Source organism: Paraburkholderia bengalensis, assembly GCF_037126505.1.
GTDB lineage: Bacteria > Pseudomonadota > Gammaproteobacteria > Burkholderiales > Burkholderiaceae > Paraburkholderia > Paraburkholderia bengalensis.
Genome location: NZ_JACFYJ010000139.1, coordinates 1 through 16,559, shown reverse-complemented (window position 1 = coordinate 16,559; position 16,559 = coordinate 1). Strand labels below are relative to the sequence as shown.

19 protein-coding genes and 2 pseudogenes are annotated in these 16,559 nt (G+C 63.1%); 9 read left to right on the top strand and 12 right to left on the bottom strand.

Features of this window, described 5'->3' with window-relative positions:
• A pseudogene (locus H3V53_RS39580) lies at window positions 1-86 on the bottom strand (AbrB/MazE/SpoVT family DNA-binding domain-containing protein); the annotation flags it as partial.
• Between the two features lie 1,211 nt (window positions 87-1,297).
• Between H3V53_RS39580 and H3V53_RS43905 the strand changes: the two are divergent.
• Window positions 1,298-1,600, top strand: coding sequence for a phosphotransferase-like protein (locus H3V53_RS43905; protein ID WP_419539734.1), 303 nt, complete (start codon window positions 1,298-1,300; stop codon window positions 1,598-1,600).
• 227 nt (window positions 1,601-1,827) lie between these two features.
• Here the strand turns inward: H3V53_RS43905 and H3V53_RS39575 are convergent, their stop codons facing one another.
• Window positions 1,828-2,040: a hypothetical protein gene (locus tag H3V53_RS39575; RefSeq protein ID WP_336602471.1), complete on the bottom strand. Its 213-nt coding sequence runs from the start codon at window positions 2,038-2,040 to the stop codon at window positions 1,828-1,830.
• A gap of 248 nt (window positions 2,041-2,288) precedes the next feature.
• Here H3V53_RS39575 and H3V53_RS39570 point away from each other — a divergent pair, with 248 nt between their 5' ends.
• Window positions 2,289-3,251, top strand: coding sequence for a LysR family transcriptional regulator (locus H3V53_RS39570; protein WP_336602470.1), 963 nt, complete (start codon window positions 2,289-2,291; stop codon window positions 3,249-3,251).
• Here H3V53_RS39570 and dmpG read toward each other — a convergent pair.
• The 9 genes from dmpG to H3V53_RS39525 form a co-directional block, all read right to left on the bottom strand.
• A complete protein-coding gene (gene dmpG / locus H3V53_RS39565; RefSeq protein WP_336602469.1) occupies window positions 3,246-4,280 on the bottom strand; it encodes a 4-hydroxy-2-oxovalerate aldolase in 1,035 nt (344 codons plus the stop codon). The two genes, H3V53_RS39570 and dmpG, sit on opposite strands and share 6 nt — an antisense overlap.
• Window positions 4,281-4,291: 11 nt before the next feature.
• Window positions 4,292-5,251 (bottom strand): acetaldehyde dehydrogenase (acetylating), encoded by a 960-nt coding sequence (locus H3V53_RS39560; protein ID WP_336602468.1) that lies wholly within the window; start codon window positions 5,249-5,251, stop codon window positions 4,292-4,294.
• Window positions 5,252-5,265: 14 nt separating this feature from the next.
• Window positions 5,266-6,054 (bottom strand): 2-keto-4-pentenoate hydratase, encoded by a 789-nt coding sequence (mhpD, locus tag H3V53_RS39555; RefSeq protein WP_419539733.1) that lies wholly within the window; start codon window positions 6,052-6,054, stop codon window positions 5,266-5,268.
• A gap of 16 nt (window positions 6,055-6,070) precedes the next feature.
• Window positions 6,071-6,364 carry a YciI family protein gene (locus H3V53_RS39550; RefSeq protein WP_054922196.1) on the bottom strand — a complete coding sequence of 98 codons (294 nt, stop codon included), beginning with the start codon at window positions 6,362-6,364 and terminating at the stop codon, window positions 6,071-6,073.
• A 9-nt stretch (window positions 6,365-6,373) separates the two neighbouring features.
• On the bottom strand, window positions 6,374-8,278 hold the full coding sequence (locus tag H3V53_RS39545) for a TRAP transporter large permease (protein WP_336602466.1): 1,905 nt from the start codon (window positions 8,276-8,278) through the stop codon (window positions 6,374-6,376).
• A 9-nt stretch (window positions 8,279-8,287) separates the two neighbouring features.
• Window positions 8,288-8,812, bottom strand: a complete 525-nt coding sequence (locus H3V53_RS39540; protein ID WP_336602465.1) for a PPC domain-containing DNA-binding protein — start codon at window positions 8,810-8,812, stop codon at window positions 8,288-8,290.
• Between the two features lie 90 nt (window positions 8,813-8,902).
• Window positions 8,903-9,940, bottom strand: a complete 1,038-nt coding sequence (locus H3V53_RS39535) for a TRAP transporter substrate-binding protein (RefSeq protein WP_336602472.1) — start codon at window positions 9,938-9,940, stop codon at window positions 8,903-8,905.
• Window positions 9,941-10,045: 105 nt separating this feature from the next.
• The gene (locus tag H3V53_RS39530) at window positions 10,046-10,387 is read right to left on the bottom strand and encodes a hypothetical protein (protein WP_336602464.1); all 342 of its coding nucleotides are present in this window, start codon (window positions 10,385-10,387) and stop codon (window positions 10,046-10,048) included.
• 18 nt (window positions 10,388-10,405) lie between these two features.
• A complete protein-coding gene (locus tag H3V53_RS39525) occupies window positions 10,406-10,720 on the bottom strand; it encodes a hypothetical protein (protein ID WP_336602463.1) in 315 nt (104 codons plus the stop codon).
• A 184-nt stretch (window positions 10,721-10,904) separates the two neighbouring features.
• Between H3V53_RS39525 and H3V53_RS39520 the strand changes: the two are divergent.
• Window positions 10,905-11,122: pseudogene (locus tag H3V53_RS39520) on the top strand (LysR family transcriptional regulator); the annotation flags it as partial.
• Here the strand turns inward: H3V53_RS39520 and H3V53_RS43900 are convergent.
• Complete coding sequence (locus H3V53_RS43900) at window positions 11,092-11,397, bottom strand: helix-turn-helix domain-containing protein (RefSeq protein ID WP_419539732.1); 306 nt, start codon at window positions 11,395-11,397, stop codon at window positions 11,092-11,094. The pseudogene H3V53_RS39520 and the gene H3V53_RS43900 overlap by 31 nt on opposite strands.
• Between H3V53_RS43900 and H3V53_RS39510 the strand changes: the two genes are divergently transcribed.
• The 6 genes from H3V53_RS39510 to H3V53_RS39485 all read left to right on the top strand — a co-directional run.
• Window positions 11,396-12,598, top strand: coding sequence for an MFS transporter (locus tag H3V53_RS39510; protein WP_336602462.1), 1,203 nt, complete (start codon window positions 11,396-11,398; stop codon window positions 12,596-12,598). The genes H3V53_RS43900 and H3V53_RS39510 overlap by 2 nt on opposite strands.
• A gap of 38 nt (window positions 12,599-12,636) precedes the next feature.
• On the top strand, window positions 12,637-12,960 hold the full coding sequence (locus H3V53_RS39505; RefSeq protein WP_336602461.1) for a MoaF-related domain-containing protein: 324 nt from the start codon (window positions 12,637-12,639) through the stop codon (window positions 12,958-12,960).
• A 26-nt stretch (window positions 12,961-12,986) separates the two neighbouring features.
• The gene (locus H3V53_RS39500) at window positions 12,987-13,931 is read left to right on the top strand and encodes an LLM class oxidoreductase (protein ID WP_336602460.1); all 945 of its coding nucleotides are present in this window, start codon (window positions 12,987-12,989) and stop codon (window positions 13,929-13,931) included.
• Window positions 13,928-15,175, top strand: a complete 1,248-nt coding sequence (locus H3V53_RS39495; protein ID WP_336602459.1) for an MFS transporter — start codon at window positions 13,928-13,930, stop codon at window positions 15,173-15,175. The genes H3V53_RS39500 and H3V53_RS39495 overlap by 4 nt, the downstream gene beginning before the upstream one ends.
• Before the next feature lie 104 nt (window positions 15,176-15,279).
• Entirely contained in the window at window positions 15,280-16,086 is an 807-nt protein-coding gene (dkgB, locus tag H3V53_RS39490; RefSeq protein ID WP_336602458.1) for a 2,5-didehydrogluconate reductase DkgB, read from the top strand.
• A gap of 74 nt (window positions 16,087-16,160) precedes the next feature.
• On the top strand, window positions 16,161-16,559 hold a 399-nt coding region (locus tag H3V53_RS39485; RefSeq protein ID WP_473766673.1), incomplete at its 3' end, for an oxidoreductase.

The window sequence follows — 16,559 nt, the reverse complement described above, 5'->3', positions numbered from 1 at the left end:
CTTTCCCCCGGCTGGATGCCCAGATGCTGCAGGACTTCCTTCCGGAACGTCACCTGGCCCCGGGATGTGACAGTTAGCGTACTCATAACGACCCCTTCAGTAGATATCGTCATTGTAATGCAAATATGCATTACTTGCAGGAGCGCTGGTGATTCATCTGGACGTCGGCTCACGCTTGCTCTTGCAAGGCGACGGTTTTACCGATACTGTATAAAAACACAGTGTGCGAGGGACCCGGCCATGGAGCATTGGCATGAAGCAATAGATGATATGGCCCCAAAAGGTTGATTACATTATGTAAAGTAGTACTAGGATATCTGCAGGTTGCGAACTGCTGAACGCGCGACGATACCGGTCCAACTCGACTTCCCGGATGGTTCCGTTTTGGCCAGCCCGGCCGTCGTTGGGCTTGTCCGACAGGGCGATAAGCTGTGCTAAAAGCAACGGTTTCCGTCAAACAGGCTGTACGTTGGCAAGGATTCTCGGCATCACACCCTGCGGGGTGCATCGAGCTTCCATTTGACGTCGGCCAAGAGGCCACGGCTCACTAAAGGCGCCGCCAAGCGACGCTGGCTCCAGCGCTCGCCGTTAAGACCATCGCCCCTATCTAGCGGACTTGAGCCTAACGGCGCAATGGCGGGCGGAGGTCACCGGAACAGGCAGCGCCCTAATGCCTCTTCGGCTGCGTGAGCGGAAACGATGAGTTTCTACTAGAAACACGACCGAACGAGCGTTCGCGGATTCGTCGCCAAAGCCGAGTGCCTTTCCGACTGGCCGCCCTATCGGTAACACGAACGCGCGGCATCATCAACGCACTTTTGATAAGCCTCCTGGCAGTCGTGGGCGCACCGTCTCTGTTGTTCGGACACGGCGTCAGACTCCGTCGTCCGACCCGAAGAATTGCATCGACATTGCGAGAGTGCAGAATTACACACGCTTGTCTGGACAGATACACAAGTTTGGTCGACCTTCGCATTTACGCTGAAAGGGGACGCTCCGAAGACAAACAGTATCGTGCTGACGATCAGAATGCGCATACTCCTCTCCATCACCTGTCAAGGTTCTCCGCCGGACCCAATCAGCCGCACCGTGCCGCGAGCAGGTTTGGCGGAACCGTTGCATCAGCCTGCGTTTCCACTCGGCCCGCATCGTCCGGACTAGCACCCAGGCGGTTAGTGACCCGCAGCACATGTGTGCCGTACGCCGTCACGTCGACGAAGAAGACGAGATGGCGCGTTCCGGCGTTACTCGTCATGTCCCCGTGCACTCCGATCGATGAAGACCGGATCATTCTGGCATCACGGTCGCGAGTCAAGCGTCGCTCCAGCTACATCACCTCAACCTGCAATCCACACTGCAGCGTGTAGCTGCAAGTCATTTCGATATTGTTCTTGACCTTGTGCTGCGAGATACAACCGCCCTCGAAGAATGCATCTCTGCGCTCGCACCTCGTCGCACGTACGTAGTCGGCGTTTGTTGTCCATTAGAGATTCTGGAAGAGCGTGAGCGCAGCAGGTCGGACCGTGGAGAAGGAATGGCGCGATCCCAGTTCGGGCATCCCGCGTACTCACGGCCCTACTCGATGCGGCTGAAGGAGTAGAAGAGTTTGTCCTGACCACCACCTTGTTGACCCATCATGACGTTGACCCCTCGTCGATCAATGCCTTCCAGGATAGACAAAATTCGATTTGGCGGGGAGTTTTTCAACAGAATCGGCCGAACTGAGACCGACACCCTGGGAAAGCGCGAATTTGAGCGGCTGGCAAGAGCCCGCCCGTCGCCGCCGGCGGCCAGCGTCTCCCCTGGCCGCTTATTCGCCTCCGTCTGTCACTTGTCGCCGCTGCCAAGTTCGCTGTGCTTGTGCGAATGCGTCGCACCGTGCACAAGCTCATAGACCGCGCTTTTGCCGGTACGTGTCGGCGGGAAATGTTCATCCTCGACGCATGTCACTTCGAACGCTGCCTTGCTGTCGCTTTCGTGAACGACCTTGTAGATCCCGGATGTTTTGACGATCTCGCCGGGCTTGTGCTGCTCTGGCATGACTTGCCTCCCTATCAATCGGACGAGCCGTCGCGATTAAATGTCCGGTAGGGCGTTGTAGTGGCGGATTGCCTGGCGGCGGAGAAACCCGCGCGTCGACGATACTCACGCGCTGCGGCACGCGAGCTTTGTTGGACGCCATTCATGACACTTTCGTTACAATCAACCTGGCGCACAGCTCAGTGCTGGAATCGGCGACAACGGAGTGTCGACGCTGCGGAGCGCCCTCCTTCTGATACATACTGGCGATGGACATCAAGCACCTGCAACTTTTTTCCGACATCGTCGAGGCGGGCAGCCTCAGCAAGGTCTGTGCATCGCGGGGCATCGCCCAATCCGCCCTCAGCAAGCTCATCGCCACACTCGAAAGCGAATTCGGCGCCAAGCTGTTCTATCGCACCGGCCGCGGTGTGCTGCTGACGGAATTCGGACAATCCATCATGCCGCGGGTGAAGTCGCTGCTAGGCGAATTCGAGTTACTGAAAAGCGAGATCACCGACCGCGCCGACGTGCCCAGCGGCCCCGTCAGACTGGCGCTGCAGGCGTCCATCACACAGCATATTGTCGGCCCGCTGTTCCGGCAGGTGCGAGCCGATTATCCGAAGATCGAACTGCGCTTGATGGAAGGCTTCGCCGGCAATATCGAAGACGCGCTTGCGAACGGCCGCACGGATGTGGGTGTTTTCTCGCGATATGGCGACCGTCTCCACAAGACGGACGAACCGCTCGCCACCGACGAACTGTATCTGGTTGCCCCTGCCGGGGACCCCAACATCGCCAGCCCGAGTTGCCCGTTCGCACATGCCGCCGCTTTGCCGCTCGTGCTGCCCGGCGCGCCAGACGGGTTTCACATGATGTTGCTGGATGAAGCAAAGAAAGTGGGCGTGTCCCTGAACACCCAGATCGAGGTCGACTCGCTCACGGCAATGCGCGAAGTCGTCGCCAATGGCGCCGCATATACGATCCTGACCAGGCAAGCCGTTGAAGTGGACCTTCGGCTCGGGCGGATCGGGGTCAGCCGCATCGTCGACCCCGTGCTGACACGAACATTGGTACTGGCCACCAGCACCCAGCGCCCGCTGACCCACGCGAGCCGGACAGTCATCAGCCTGATCCGGAATTTGACGCAAACCAGTGCACCCGTCGAGCCGCAGAAAGCGACGGCCAGGCAACCGCCCGCCGGCACGCGACGTCGCAACCCGCGGTCATGAGGCGCGGGCCTCTGCGCTCGCGCGCCGGCGCAAGAGATCGAGCGCGACATCGACGATCATGTCCTCCTGGCCGCCTACCATGCGACGTTCGCCGAGTTCCACCAGGATGTCGACGGATTTGATACCGTATTTCGCCGCCGCTGCCTCCGCATGCCGGAGAAAACTGGAATACACGCCCGCGTAGCCCAGTGCCAGCGTTTCGCGGTCGACGCGCACCGGACGGTCTTGCAGCGGCCGGACAAGGTCGTCGGCCGCATCCATCAGGCCGAACAGGTCGCAGCCGTGGTCCCAGCCCAAACGGTCGGCGGCGGCGATGAAGACCTCCAGCGGCGCGTTGCCCGCGCCTGCGCCCATGCCGGCCAGGCTCGCATCGACCCGGTCGCACCCTTCCTCCACGGCCACGATCGAGTTGGCGACGCCGAGCGACAGATTGTGATGCGCATGAATGCCCACTTCCGTGCTGGCGTCGAGCACGTCCTTCAACGCGCGAACCCGATGACGGACGTCCTCCATGCCGAGCGCCCCGCCAGAATCGACCACGTAGACACAGGTCGCCCCATAGCGCTCCATCAGGCTGGCCTGCTCGGCCAGCTTTGCGGGTGTGGTCATGTGACTCATCATCAGGAAACCGACCGTATCCATGCCGAGTTCTCGCGCGGTCTCGATGTGCTGCTTCGCCACGTCCGCTTCCGTGCAGTGCGTGGCGACCCGGACTACACGGGCGCCCGCCGCGTAGGCTTCCTTCAGGTCGTGGACGGTGCCGATGCCGGGTAGCAGAAGTGTGGCGATCCTCGCCTGGTTTACGACGCCGGCCACGGCCTCGATCCATTCGAGGTCGGTGTGCGCGCCGAAACCGTAGTTGAAGCTCGACCCTTGCAAACCGTCGCCATGCGCGACTTCGATCGAGTGAACGCCGGCCTCGTCGAGCGCTTTGGCGATCGTCCTGACCTGCTCCACGCTGTACTGATGACGGATGGCGTGACTGCCATCGCGCAGCGTGACGTCGGACACGTAAATCTTCTTGCTCATGTTCGGCTCCTTCAAATGGCAGTCACAGATTGTTCAATCACGCTCGCGCCGATCCGACCGGCGATCTGTTCGGCTGTCGACAGCGCCGCGCTGGTCATGATGTCCAGGTTCCCGGCGTAAGCCGGCAGGTAATGCGCGGCCCCTTCGACTTCCAGCAGCACCGTCGTCTTGAGACCGTTCACCCGGCCAATTCCCGGCACGTTCAGGTCGTGCACGCGGTCGAACTGGACATCCTGTTTGAGCCGGTAGCCGGGCACGTAGCGTTGCACGGCCGCCTCCATCTCTTCGATGGACGCAGCCACCCGGGCTTCATCCGTCTCCTCGCTCAGGCAATAGACCGTGTCGCGCATCATGAGCGGCGGTTCGGCGGGATTGAGAACGATGATCGCCTTGCCGCGCCGGGCGCCGCCCACCGTCTGGATCGCGCGGGAGGTCGTCTCGGTGAACTCGTCGATGTTCGCTCGGGTGCCCGGTCCCGCCGAGCGGCTGGAGATGCTGGCGACGATCTCCGCGTAATGCACTGTCGCCACCCGCGACACGGCTGCCACGATGGGAATGGTGGCCTGTCCGCCGCAAGTGACCATGTTGACGTTCGGCGCATCGAGGCAGCTGTCGCCGTTGACGACGGGCACGCAATAAGGCCCGATAGCTGCTGGCGTCAGGTCCACCATCCGTATGCGCGGCTTGCGTTCGCGCAGGAAGCGGTCGTTGGCGATGTGCGCGGCGGCGCTGGTGGCGTCGAACACGAGTTCGACGTCGGCGAACGCGGGCAGCCGCGCCACTCCCTCCACGCCTTCGTGCGTCGTCGCCACGCCAAGGCGGGCGGCGCGCGCCAGTCCTTCTGATTGCGGGTCGATGCCGACCATGGCCGCCAGTTCCACGTTGCGCCCATGCCGCAATATCTTGACCATCAGATCCGTGCCGATGTTGCCGCTGCCAATGATGGCAGCCTTGACCTTTCTCGTTGACATGCAGTGCTCTCCGTTCAGTTGGCGGAAAAGGCCGTCCGGACGACGCCCAGGCCCGCAATGGTGGTTTCGATGAGGTCGCCCGGCTCGACGGTGACCATGGGACCCAGCGCGCCCGTCATGATGACGTCGCCCGCCTGCAGCGGCCGCCCGACTTCCACCATCTTGCGGGCCAGCCAAAGCGCGGCATTCAGCGGATGACTGAGGCAGGCAGCGCCCACGCCCAGCGAGACAACCTTGCCCTTGCGCTCCATCAACATTCCGCAGGTGCGCAGGTCTACCTCCGACAGCTTGCGTGGCTGGGTGCCGAGGGCATACAGACCGGACGACGCGTTGTCCGCGACCGTATCCAGCAAACGGATGTCCCAATCCCTGATCCGGCTGCCGACGATTTCGACGGCGGGCAGAACGTAAGCGGTGGCCGAGACCAGCTGCGACAGCGTCACCGCTTCGCTATCCAGCTCGCGCTCCAGCACCACGGCCACTTCGGCCTCGACCTTCGGCTGCAACACGCGCCCGGGCGCCACTTCCTCGTCGGGGGCGAGTTCCATGTCGGCGAACAGCATGCCGAAGTCAGGCGCATCGACGCCGAGCTGCTGCTGCACGGACTTCGAGGTCAGGCCGATCTTGCGGCCCGTCAGACGTCGTCCGCTATCGAGCGCATGGCACGTGTTGATGTCCTGCACCGCATAGGCGCCTGCAACGCCCATCGCGGCCAGTTCGTCGCGCATCGGCGGGATCGGCTTGCGCTCCCGGGCGGCATCGCGAAGCGAGGTCGCCAACCGGTGCAGCACCGGGCTATCCATCGTCATGGGCATCTCCTCAAAGGGGCGGGTTCAGGTTGTCGGCGCAGGCAAAGACGAGCTTCCATGGCTTCATCACGATTCCACGGAACAGCGACGCTCGCGCGAACGGGTCGTCGGCGGCGAGCCTGGCTGCTTCGCTCTCGTTGGCGACCTCGTAGACGAACAGCCCGCCGCTGCCGTCGGCGAACGGGCCGGCGATGACCAACCGTCCCTGTTGCAACAAATCCTGCAGGTACGCGCGATGGGCGGGCCTGAACTGGGCGAGCCGCTCGGGTTCGTCGGAATATTCGATAAAGGCTGCAAATTTCATGTCGGTGACTCAGTGAGAAAGAAATCCGATGGAAATCCATGGCACGGCGGCGACCACCAGCGTGCCGACGATCAGGGAGATCAGATAGCGCCAGATGTGGTGCGCGCCGTCGCCCGGCCTGGTGCGGCTGATCGCGCAAGCGGCGTAGTAGCCGACGCCGAACGGCGGCGCGAACAGGCCGATGCCCATCGCGAGTACCACGACCATCGAGTAATGCACCTCGTGGATGCCCAGCTGCCGCGCGATGGGGAACAGCAGCGGGCCAAACAGGACAATGGCCGGAATCCCCTCCAGCACGCTGCCGAGCAGGACGAACGCCACGATGGAGACCGCGATGAACGCAGCCGCGCCGCCCGGCAGCTTTGCCATCGCGGCGGCAAGGTCGCTCGCGAAGCCCGACTGCGTGAGCGACCAGGCCATGCCCGTCGCCGTTCCAATGATCAACAGGATCGCGCCCGACAGCGCCGCCGTGTCGACGAGCGCCGGCCAGATGCGCCGGATGTCGAACTTCCGGTACATCAGCAGCCCGACGACGATTGCGTAGACGATGCCGAGGGTGGATACCTCCGTCGCCGTCGCCACGCCCTCCACGACAGCCGCACGAATGACAAACGGCAGCGCCAGCGCGGGGAACGCCACCAGCAGGCTCGTGCCGACTGCTCGCCAGCTTGCGCGCGGACTGCATGCGGCGCCCGCCGTGCGGGAGCGCCACCACACCACCCCTGCGAGCATGGCGGCCAGCACGACGCCCGGCAGCAGGCCGGCCGTAAACAGGTCGGCGATGGAAATGCTGGTGACGGAGCCGATGGTGATCAACACGAGGCTAGGCGGCACGGTCTCGGTCTGCGCGCCCGTGGCCGCCAGCAGCGCGAGCATCTCGCCGTCGTCCGCGCCGCGCTTCTTCATTTCCGGAAAGAGCGCGGGCGCGACGGCCGCCATGTCCGCCGCCTTCGCGCCCGAAATGCCCGACACCAGATACATCGCGCCGATCAGCACGTAGGACAGTCCGCCCCGAACATGTCCGAGGAGATTGGCGAGGAACTGCACCATGGCCCGCGCCATCGAGGTCATCTCGATCAGCATGCCGAGGAAGACGAACAACGGCACCGCCAGCAGGATCAGGTGCGACATGCCTTCATCCATCCGCCCGACGACGACGATGGTCGGCGTCGACGTGGTGAGCGACAGATAACCGACCGTCGCGAGTCCGAACGAAAATGCGATGGGCACGCCGGAGAACACCATCAGCCCCACCATGCCGACGAAGAACAACAGCAGATTCGCATTGCCCAGCTGCTGCAACAGGGGCTGCAACTGCACGAGCCCGACGACGACCGCGCCGCACACGACGAGAGCCGCGAGCACCGCGCGCGGTGTGGCCGTCGTCAGCAACCGCACGACACTCATCGCCAGGATCAGCACGATGCCGACGGGCAGCGCGGCGGCACGCCATGCGTTGGAGATGTCCAGCGCCGGCATGGTGACCAGCGTCTCCTCGCTGGCAAACTCGTAAGCAGGAGCCGCTACCAGTGCCAGCCACGTCAGCGCGGCGACCGTTGCGACGAGTTCGAACACGCTGTGCCATTCCGGCCCCGCCTTGTCGACCAGCGCTGTCATGCGCATATGGCTGCCGCGCCGGAACGCCACCGCCGATCCGAGCATGATCAGCCAGATGAACAGCAGCGACGCCAGTTCATCGACCCACACCAGCGGCGTATGAAGAACATATCGGCTCACGACGCCGCTAAACAGCACGCCCACCTCGGCAACCACCAGCAGGGCGGACGGCACCTCGGTCACGACGCCGAGCACCTTGTCCACGCGTCGCAGCGCCCGGGCGGGCGAGCCAACTCGCACTTCATCCGCCCCGCAATCTGCACCGCGCGGAGCCGCTTCGACAATATGGTTGGACATGATGCCCCCTCACTTTTGCGGCAATCCAAGCACGTTGGCCTGAATCTCGGGATCGGTGAAACGCTCGAGACGCTCCGGATATACGGTGACGGTGATCTCGCATGAGCCTGTCCCGACGGTCAGTCCGAGCAGATGTCCGCCCGCCGCCTCGAAGGTGCCGCCCGTCACCGTGCCATGTGCGTGAATGGACGGCTTGCCTTCCTTCCACGCGATGGAGCCGGTCATGTTCGCCATCTCGACGTTGTGAAACGTCTTCGGGTCGAACTGCTTGCGGTTGAAGTCGTAGAAGCCAAAAGTCGCTTCCGACATGAACCCGATGCCGACGAAACTCGCAGCGGGAATCTTCTCGTCGCGCGCCAGTTGCTCCAGGTTCTGCATGACGTTGTCGCCGTGCCGGAGCACCATCAGATAGCCGGTGGGGGTTTTCATGAACTTCCCTTTGAGCTCGGGCGTCTGCGCGCCGCCGCTCGTCGCCATGCAGGAAAGGGTGAGGCCAAGTGTCAGGACGGAAATCGCGCGCTTCACAACATTCATGATGTCTCCTGGAATTCGGGTGCGAACGCAGCCGTGGCGGTAGCGAGATGCCACCGGCCATAGGTACGCCGGGTGGGAAAGCGGGGGTGACTACGCGAGCCTGCCCGCGTACTTCTCCAGCAAGGCCCAGCTCGTGGCCGGGAACTTCTTCTGCCAGCCCGTGTAGAAGCCGACCTCGCTCAGATGCTTGCGGAACGCTTTGATGTCAGGCTGATTGAAAGCCATCCCGCGCCCCTTCAATTCGTCTCGAAGGCGCGTGTTCAGCGCCTCGACTGCCTGGCGTTGCTTCACGGCATAGGCATCGAACGTTGCGGCTGCGAGTTGCCGCAGGTCCTCGGGCAGCGCGTTCCACGTGCGCAGGTTGGCCACAAGCCAGAACCCGTCCCACACGTGCGAGGTGAGAGAACAGTACTTCTGGACCTCGTACAGTTTCTGCGTCTGCAGGATGGTGAGCGGATTCTCCTGGCCATCGACAACTTTCGTCTGCAGCGCCATGTAGGTCTCCGCCATGTTGATGCCGGCGGGCGCTGCGCCGAAGGCCTTGAACATCGTGGTGAGCGCGGGGCTGAGCGGAACCCGGATCTTGAAGCCGTACAGGTCTTGCGGCGCGCTGATCTGCCGGCTGCTGCTGGTCACCTGGCGAAAGCCGTGGTCCCATATTTTTGGCATCGGCATCAGGTTGACCTTCGCGAACTCGCTGCGGATGTGCGCGCCAAGGTCACCGTCCATGGCGCTCCACACCTGGTCGTAGCCAGGGAAAGCGAAGCCGATTCCGCTGATGGACGCTGCCGGCACCAACGTGCCCCAGATGAGGCCCGCCGTGCTGACGAAGTCGATCGCGCCGGCGCGTACCTGCGAGATCATGTCGGTGTCGTTGCCCAGCTGGCTGCTGGGAAACACACGTATATTCAGCCGTCCGTTCGACGCGCGGGCAATCTCGGCCGCCGCGGCGGTGAGGTTGACGGTGGTCGGATGGGTGGCGTCGAGTGCGATGCCGAGCTTGTAGTTATAGATCTGGCCGGCAGCTCGCGCCGACATGCAGGGCATCAGGCCAGACGCGGCGCAGGCCGCCGTCACGGCAAAGCCCTGCTTGAGCGCCTGGCGGCGCCCGCTGTTGAATCCGCTCATCACTTGTCTCCTTCGACCAGAATCGGCGCGTCAGCGCCTGACTCTGGTCCCATGCAACTTTGTTGCTGTTCTGTTTTTTGTGTCTGGCGATACGGCGTCGGTGACCTATGCGGCCCGCGCCGGCCGGGCTTCCCGGCCACTGAGGTACTTCGAGAAGCTGCGCGCACCGTCCCAGTCCTGGATCAACGTGAGCCGGCGCTTCAGAAACAGCCCGTCCGCCACGCGTTCCGCGAACGCTTCGAAAGTGTCGGTCGGATCGTCGATCTCGAACACGAAGTACACCTTGGCTTCCTCGTTGGACAGCCACGGTCCCGCGAGCAGCTTCAGATCGCCCGGCAGGTTGTGCGGGCGCACGCCCTGGCGCAGGTTCCCGAGAAAGTTCACGACGCCTTGCATCGTCTCCGGAGACATGTCGCGCAACCAGACTTCATTGAAAAATTTCGGCATTTGTCTTCTCCTGTACGTTCAGAGCGACACGCGCTCGGTGTACGCCTTCATCTGGTCCCAGCCCGACAGCAGCGTGAGCTTGCGGCGCGCGAACAGTCCGCTGACCACGCGCTCGGCGTAGGCGTCGAACATGGTGGAAGGGTCGTCGATTTCGAAGATGAACATCACCTTCGCTTCCTCCGCGGAAAGCCACGGACCGGCAATCATTCGCAGATCAGGCGGCAGATTGCCGGGCTTCGTGCCGACGCTCAGGTTGCCAAAGAAAGTAATCGCCTCTTCGATCACGTCAGGCTTGATATCGCCAAGCCAGACTTCGTTGAGAAACAAGGGCATTGATGTCTCCAGGTCGATGGTCGGCCGCATGGAGTGCAGCGCGATGAACCAAGCATATGGAATGGCCGCCCCGCGTCATATCCTCAAAGTGAGATATCAGATTTTCCGTGGTGAGGTAGCGATGACGCACAAACTCGATGATCAAATATGGGTGACCTGCTCTGCCACCTGGTCGCGTTAAGCGACGTTGTGCCAACGCGCTCTGGCGGGCGCCGACATCGTGTGCCTTTCTGACTTCATGAGGGCGCGTGAACGACGGAGGGGGCGCTCGTGCATGCCTTTCGCGCGCCCGACTCAGGATGTCCGGCAGCCGATCAACGCGGTTTGGTACGCAACACCGCGATTTCGGCGCGCATTGCCTCGTTTGTCGATCATCTGATTGAGGCGTTGCGTGGCGCAAGCTTCACGCCGATCCGGATGGCTACGTCCGTGCGCCGCTCCGGCAAGTCGACGATCCCTACATTGCTAGCGCGTAGCCGATTCGTGAGGCCGGGTTGCCGCGCGGCAGCCGCGGTGGAACCGCTGTCAACGACGATCACAAAGGCCTGCAGCTCATCCAGGGCGATTTTCATTCTTGACTTCAAATCAAAACATATTCGTTCATAAGCTGGTTTTTCATCAAAAGTAAAGGGCGCAAACTTCGTCCCATCTTCTTCGAAGCCAGGACCCGATACCATGCCTCTCGCCCTCCTAGCGCTCACCATCAGCGCGTTTGCCATTGGCACGACCGAGTTCGTGATCGTCGGCCTGATACCAACGATCTCCTCCGACCTCGCCATCAGCCTGCCCTCTGCCGGCCTGCTCGTGAGCCTGTACGCGCTGAGCGTCGCCGTCGGCGCCCCGTTGCTCACCGCGCTCACGGGCCGCATGCCGCGCAAGCTCCTGCTCGCAGGACTCATGGCGCTGTTCACGATCGGCAACCTCGTGGCCTGGCACGCGCCCAGTTATGAATCTTTGATCGTTGCCCGGATTCTGACCGGTCTCGCGCACGGCGTGTTCTTTTCGGTGGGCTCGATCATCGCGACGACGCTCGTGCCAAAAGAGAAGGCGGCCAGCGCAATCGCCACGATGTTCAGCGGGATGACGGTAGCCTTCGTAGCGGGTATTCCGCTGGGGACCTTCATCGGTCAGCATTTCGGCTGGCGCGCGACGTTTCTGGTGGTAGCGATGTTCGGTCTGGTCGCATTCGTCGGCGCGGTGGCATTCGTTCCGCGCAAGCTCGCGCATACGCCGCCGGCAGGCCTCTTCAAGCAATTCCGCGTGCTTGCTGAGCCGCGCCTCGCACTCGTCTATGCGATGACCGCAGTGGGTTACGGCGGCTCGCTGATCGCCTTCACGTTCATGGCGCCGCTGCTTGAGCAGATCACGGGCTTCACGCCTTCCGAAGTCAGCATCGTGCTCGTCGCCTATGGCGTGTCCGTCGCGGTGGGCAATATGTGGGGCGGCAAGCTCGCCGATAGTGTGGGCCCGGTGAAGGCGCTCAAGCGCATCTTCCTGCTGCTCGCCGTCGTGCTGTTCGCTCTCACTTTCACGGTGCACAGCCCGTGGCTCGCCGTGCTCACCATGCTCGCCTGGGGCGCGGTCGCGTTCGGCAACGTGCCGGGCCTGCAGGTGTATGTCGTCAAGCAGGCACGCCATTTCGCACCAGAGTCCGCAGACGTTGCTTCGGGCTTCAACATCGCCGCCTTCAATCTTGGCGTCGCGGGCGGCTCCTCACTCGGCGGACTAATCGTCGCGCACATCGGCCTCGGTCATACCCCGTGGATCGCCGCAGCCGTGACGCTGGGTGCCTGGGTACTCACCACGCTCAGCGGCCGGCTCGACCGCCGCGAAGGTCTGCCCGAGCGCACGGCCGAGCCCGTCGAAGCCGTTCACTGAAGCCATTTCCACTTTCACGTTTCGTCGAATTCACCAACATGAACACACCCACCCAGTTGCCCCCGTTCGCAGGCAAAACCTTCGAAGTCAGTTACAACGGTCTCACCGCAATCAACGCCTATACCGGGGAAGGCGTCCACGTGCGCTACGAAATCACCGGAGGCGATTTCACCGGCGCGAAGGGCGAGGTCGCCTATACGTGGCAGCACATCGCCGGTGAGACCTACGCGATCTCGTGGCAGGAAGCCAACCGCGCCACCGTCGTGCATATCGACGACTTCGCATCCGGCACGTCGCGCTCGTTCTTCACTGCGCCGTCGCTCGAGTTCTTCCGGCTCGAAGGCAGTCTGCGCGCACTCTAGGCGAAAACCACGAACGCGATCCCATCATGTCCACTGCACTCGAAAAACTGACTCACGGCGGCCTTAGCATTGGCATCGAACTGCCGCTCGACAACGACTGGTCGCCGGACGGCAAAGCGAAGTGCGAACGCGACGGGCGACACCACGGGGTGCCCGACATGGAAATCCACGCGGAACTCGCACAGCTTGCGGACACACTCGGCTTTCGAGCGCTCTGGGTGCGTGACGTGCCGCTCTACGACCCTTCGTTCGGCGATGCTGCTCAGGTCTTCGAAACGTTTTCCTATCTCGGCTACCTCGCTGGGATCACGCGTGACGTCTTGCTTGGCACGGCCGCTGTGGTGCTGCCGCTGCGCGAGCCGCTGCTCACGCTCAAGTCGGCCGCCTCGATCCAGACGTTGAGCGCCGAGCGCCTGCTGCTCGGCGTCGCGAGCGGCGACCGGCCGGTGGAGTATCCGCTCTTCGGCCGGGACTACGAGTCCAGAGGCGCCAACTTCCGCGAGCAGATCGCGCTCTTGCGCGCCGGCGCGCAGGGTTACCTGCCGCCCGGGATCGAAGTGCTGCCGCAGACGCGCACGCCGCTGCCCCTGTTCGTTGCGGGTCTCGCGCAACAACAGCCGGAATGGCTTGGCAAGCACATGGACGGTTGCCTTGCGTACCCCGGCACGCCCGCGGATCACGCGCGCCGAGTCGCGGCATGGCGCGCGGTCGCAGGCGCGGAGCCCTATGTGAGCTTCATCCATCTCGATCTGGCTGATGACCCCGACGAGCCCCTGCAGCGTCATCGCTTCGGCGCGCGTGCGGGCCGAAGCGCGCTCGTCGAAGAACTTGACGCCATGCGCCACGCGGGCGTCGATCACATCGCCCTGCATTTCCGTCGCAATCGCCGGCCGCTCGACGAGACGTTCAGTGAAATCGCCACTGAAGTCCTCCCCCTTTTCCATCAAGACATGTCGGAGCAAACAGCATGAACCGGGCGCAACTATCGAAGCCGCATCAGCCGGAGCAATCCGGCAGCGCATGGTTTTCATTGCTGGCGCTTGCCATGGGTGCGTTCAGCATCGGCACGACTGAATTTTCGCCGATGGGACTGCTGCCCGTTATCGCCCAGGGCGTGCACGTCTCTATCCCGACGGCCGGCATGCTGATCACCGCCTACGCCATTGGCGTCATGGTCGGCGCGCCGCTGATGACGCTCGCCTTCTCGCGCTGGTCGCGCAGAACGGCGCTCATCGCGCTGATGAGCATCTTCACCGTCGGCAACCTGCTCTCGGCGGTCTCGTCGCACTACGCGACGCTGTTGCTCGCGCGCCTCGTCACGAGCCTCAATCACGGCGCGTTCTTCGGACTCGGCTCGCTCGTCGCGGCGAGCGTCGTGCCCCGTCACAAGCAGGCCAGCGCGGTCGCCACCATGTTCATGGGGCTGACGATCGCGAATATTGGCGGTGTGCCCGCCGCGACCTGGCTCGGCCAGACGATCGGCTGGCGCATGTCGTTTGCCGCGACCGCGGCGCTCGGGGTCGTCACGATGCTGATCCTGCGTGTGGCGCTGCCGAAGGGCGAAGCCGGAAAGGTGCCGCACGTGCGCGGCGAGTTGAAGGTGCTCACTCGCCCCGAGGTGCTGATGGCGATGGCCACGACCGTGCTAGGCGCGGGCGCGATGTTCGCGCTCTACACCTATATCGCGCCGACAATCGAACACATCGGCGGCGCGTCGCCCTCCTTCGTGACGGCGATGCTCGTACTCGTGGGCGTGGGCTTTTCGATTGGCAATGCGGCGGGCGGCCGGCTCGCCGACCGCTCGCTCAACGGCAGCCTGATCGTCTTCCTGATCCTGCTCGTCGCCATCATGCTCGTGTTCCCGCTCCTCGCGAAGAATCACATCGGCACCGCGATTGCAGTCGTGGTCTGGGGCATCGCCACCTTCGCCGTCGTGCCGCCCTTGCAGATGCGCGTCATGCGCGCTGCTTCTGAAGCGCCAGGGCTGGCCTCCTCCGTCAACGTGGGCGCCTTCAATCTTGGTAACGCCGTGGGTGCGGCCGCGGCCGGGGCGGCGATATCAGCGGGCTTCAGCTATGCCGCGGTGCCCATCGTGGGCGCGATGATCGCCGCTTCGGGTCTCGCCCTCGTAGTCGTGCAAATGTCCCTTCAGCGCCGGCAGCCCGAAGGTCGCCCGGACAGTTCGGTCCGCGACCTTCCACCGGCCAATATTTGATTTCACTTCAATCGAATTTCGCATTTACTGCCGTTTTTTGCATAGATCGAAACGGGCACCATGACCAGATCGACCTCCCTTTCCATCAATGACCGGAGAACATCATGAGCAACATTCCCGCATTCGGCCTCGGCACCTTCCGTCTGCAAGGCCAGATCGTCATCGATTCGGTGCGCAGTGGCCTGGAAGTCGGCTATCGCGCAATCGACACCGCACAGATCTACGGCAACGAGGCCGAAGTGGGCGAAGCGATCGCAGCTTCGGGCGTCGCGCGCAAGGACCTGTTCCTGACCACGAAGATCTGGGTCGACAACTACTCGCGCGAGAAACTGATTCCGAGCCTCAAGGACAGCCTGAAAAAGCTGCGCACCGACGCAGTCGATCTCACGCTGATCCACTGGCCCGCGCCCAACAACGGCGTCTCGCTGGAGGAATTCATGAGCGCGCTCGCCGAAGCGAAGTCTCAAGGCCTCACGAAGCAGATGGGTGTCTCCAACTTCAACATCGAGTTGACGAAGCAGGCGATCGCCGTCGTCGGCAAGGAGAACATCGCGACCAACCAGATCGAGCTAAGCCCGTATCTGCAAGGCCGCAAGCTTGTGGGCTTCCTCCAGCAGAAAGGCATTCACGTTACGTCGTACATGACGCTCGCCTACGGCAAGGTGCTCGGCGACCCGGTCATTCGCGCGATCGCTGAACGGCGCCACGCGACACCGGCCCAGGTAACGCTCGCCTGGGCACTGCGCCTCGGATACTCGGTGATTCCGTCGTCGACGAAGCGCGAAAACCTCGCGAGCAACGTGCGTGCCCAGACGCTCCAACTGACCGATGAAGACATGGCGGATATCGCTGCGCTCGAACGCAACGGCCGCGAAGTAAGCCCCGAGGGTCTCGCCGCTCAGTGGGACTGAGGCGGGACGGAAGCCCCGAAGCCGTTTTGAACGTTCGCGGCATGCGAGCCGCGAACCCGACCAGGAAATATTTCGTGAAACAAGATCCGCTTTTCGAGCCTTTCAAACTCGGCGCACTGACTCTGCCCAACCGCATTGTGATGCCGCCCATGACGCGCTCGCGCGCGAGCCAGCCTGGCGACGAAGCCAACGACCTGATGGCCGAGTACTACGCGCAACGCGCCGACGCCGGACTCATCGTGAGCGAAGGCACCTATGTCGCGCCGCTCGGCAAGGGCTACGCATGGACTCCCGGCATTCACACGCCGGCGCAAATCGAAGGATGGCGCAAGGTGACGGATGCGGTCCACGCCAAAGATGGCCGTATCTTCGCGCAGCTCTGGCATGTGGGCCGTCTGAGCCACACGAGCCTGCTTGGCGGCCAGCAGCCGGTGTCGTCATCGGCGCTTCAGGCCAAGGGCGTGAACGTGTTC

Bases quoted from the DNA above. Each gene is read 5' to 3' on its own strand.
- H3V53_RS39575 (WP_336602471.1), bottom strand. From the start codon at position 2,040: ATGCCAGAGCAGCACAAGCCCGGCGAGATCGTCAAAACATCCGGGATC.
- H3V53_RS39570 (WP_336602470.1), top strand. From the start codon at position 2,289: ATGGACATCAAGCACCTGCAACTTTTTTCCGACATCGTCGAGGCGGGC.
- dmpG (WP_336602469.1), bottom strand. From the start codon at position 4,280: ATGAGCAAGAAGATTTACGTGTCCGACGTCACGCTGCGCGATGGCAGT.
- H3V53_RS39560 (WP_336602468.1), bottom strand. From the start codon at position 5,251: ATGTCAACGAGAAAGGTCAAGGCTGCCATCATTGGCAGCGGCAACATC.
- mhpD (WP_419539733.1), bottom strand. From the start codon at position 6,054: ATGGATAGCCCGGTGCTGCACCGGTTGGCGACCTCGCTTCGCGATGCC.
- H3V53_RS39550 (WP_054922196.1), bottom strand. From the start codon at position 6,364: ATGAAATTTGCAGCCTTTATCGAATATTCCGACGAACCCGAGCGGCTC.
- H3V53_RS39545 (WP_336602466.1), bottom strand. From the start codon at position 8,278: ATGTCCAACCATATTGTCGAAGCGGCTCCGCGCGGTGCAGATTGCGGG.
- H3V53_RS39540 (WP_336602465.1), bottom strand. From the start codon at position 8,812: ATGAATGTTGTGAAGCGCGCGATTTCCGTCCTGACACTTGGCCTCACC.
- H3V53_RS39535 (WP_336602472.1), bottom strand. From the start codon at position 9,940: ATGAGCGGATTCAACAGCGGGCGCCGCCAGGCGCTCAAGCAGGGCTTT.
- H3V53_RS39530 (WP_336602464.1), bottom strand. From the start codon at position 10,387: ATGCCGAAATTTTTCAATGAAGTCTGGTTGCGCGACATGTCTCCGGAG.
- H3V53_RS39525 (WP_336602463.1), bottom strand. From the start codon at position 10,720: ATGCCCTTGTTTCTCAACGAAGTCTGGCTTGGCGATATCAAGCCTGAC.
- H3V53_RS39510 (WP_336602462.1), top strand. From the start codon at position 11,396: ATGCCTCTCGCCCTCCTAGCGCTCACCATCAGCGCGTTTGCCATTGGC.
- H3V53_RS43900 (WP_419539732.1), bottom strand. From the start codon at position 11,397: ATGGTATCGGGTCCTGGCTTCGAAGAAGATGGGACGAAGTTTGCGCCC.
- H3V53_RS39505 (WP_336602461.1), top strand. From the start codon at position 12,637: ATGAACACACCCACCCAGTTGCCCCCGTTCGCAGGCAAAACCTTCGAA.
- H3V53_RS39500 (WP_336602460.1), top strand. From the start codon at position 12,987: ATGTCCACTGCACTCGAAAAACTGACTCACGGCGGCCTTAGCATTGGC.
- H3V53_RS39495 (WP_336602459.1), top strand. From the start codon at position 13,928: ATGAACCGGGCGCAACTATCGAAGCCGCATCAGCCGGAGCAATCCGGC.
- dkgB (WP_336602458.1), top strand. From the start codon at position 15,280: ATGAGCAACATTCCCGCATTCGGCCTCGGCACCTTCCGTCTGCAAGGC.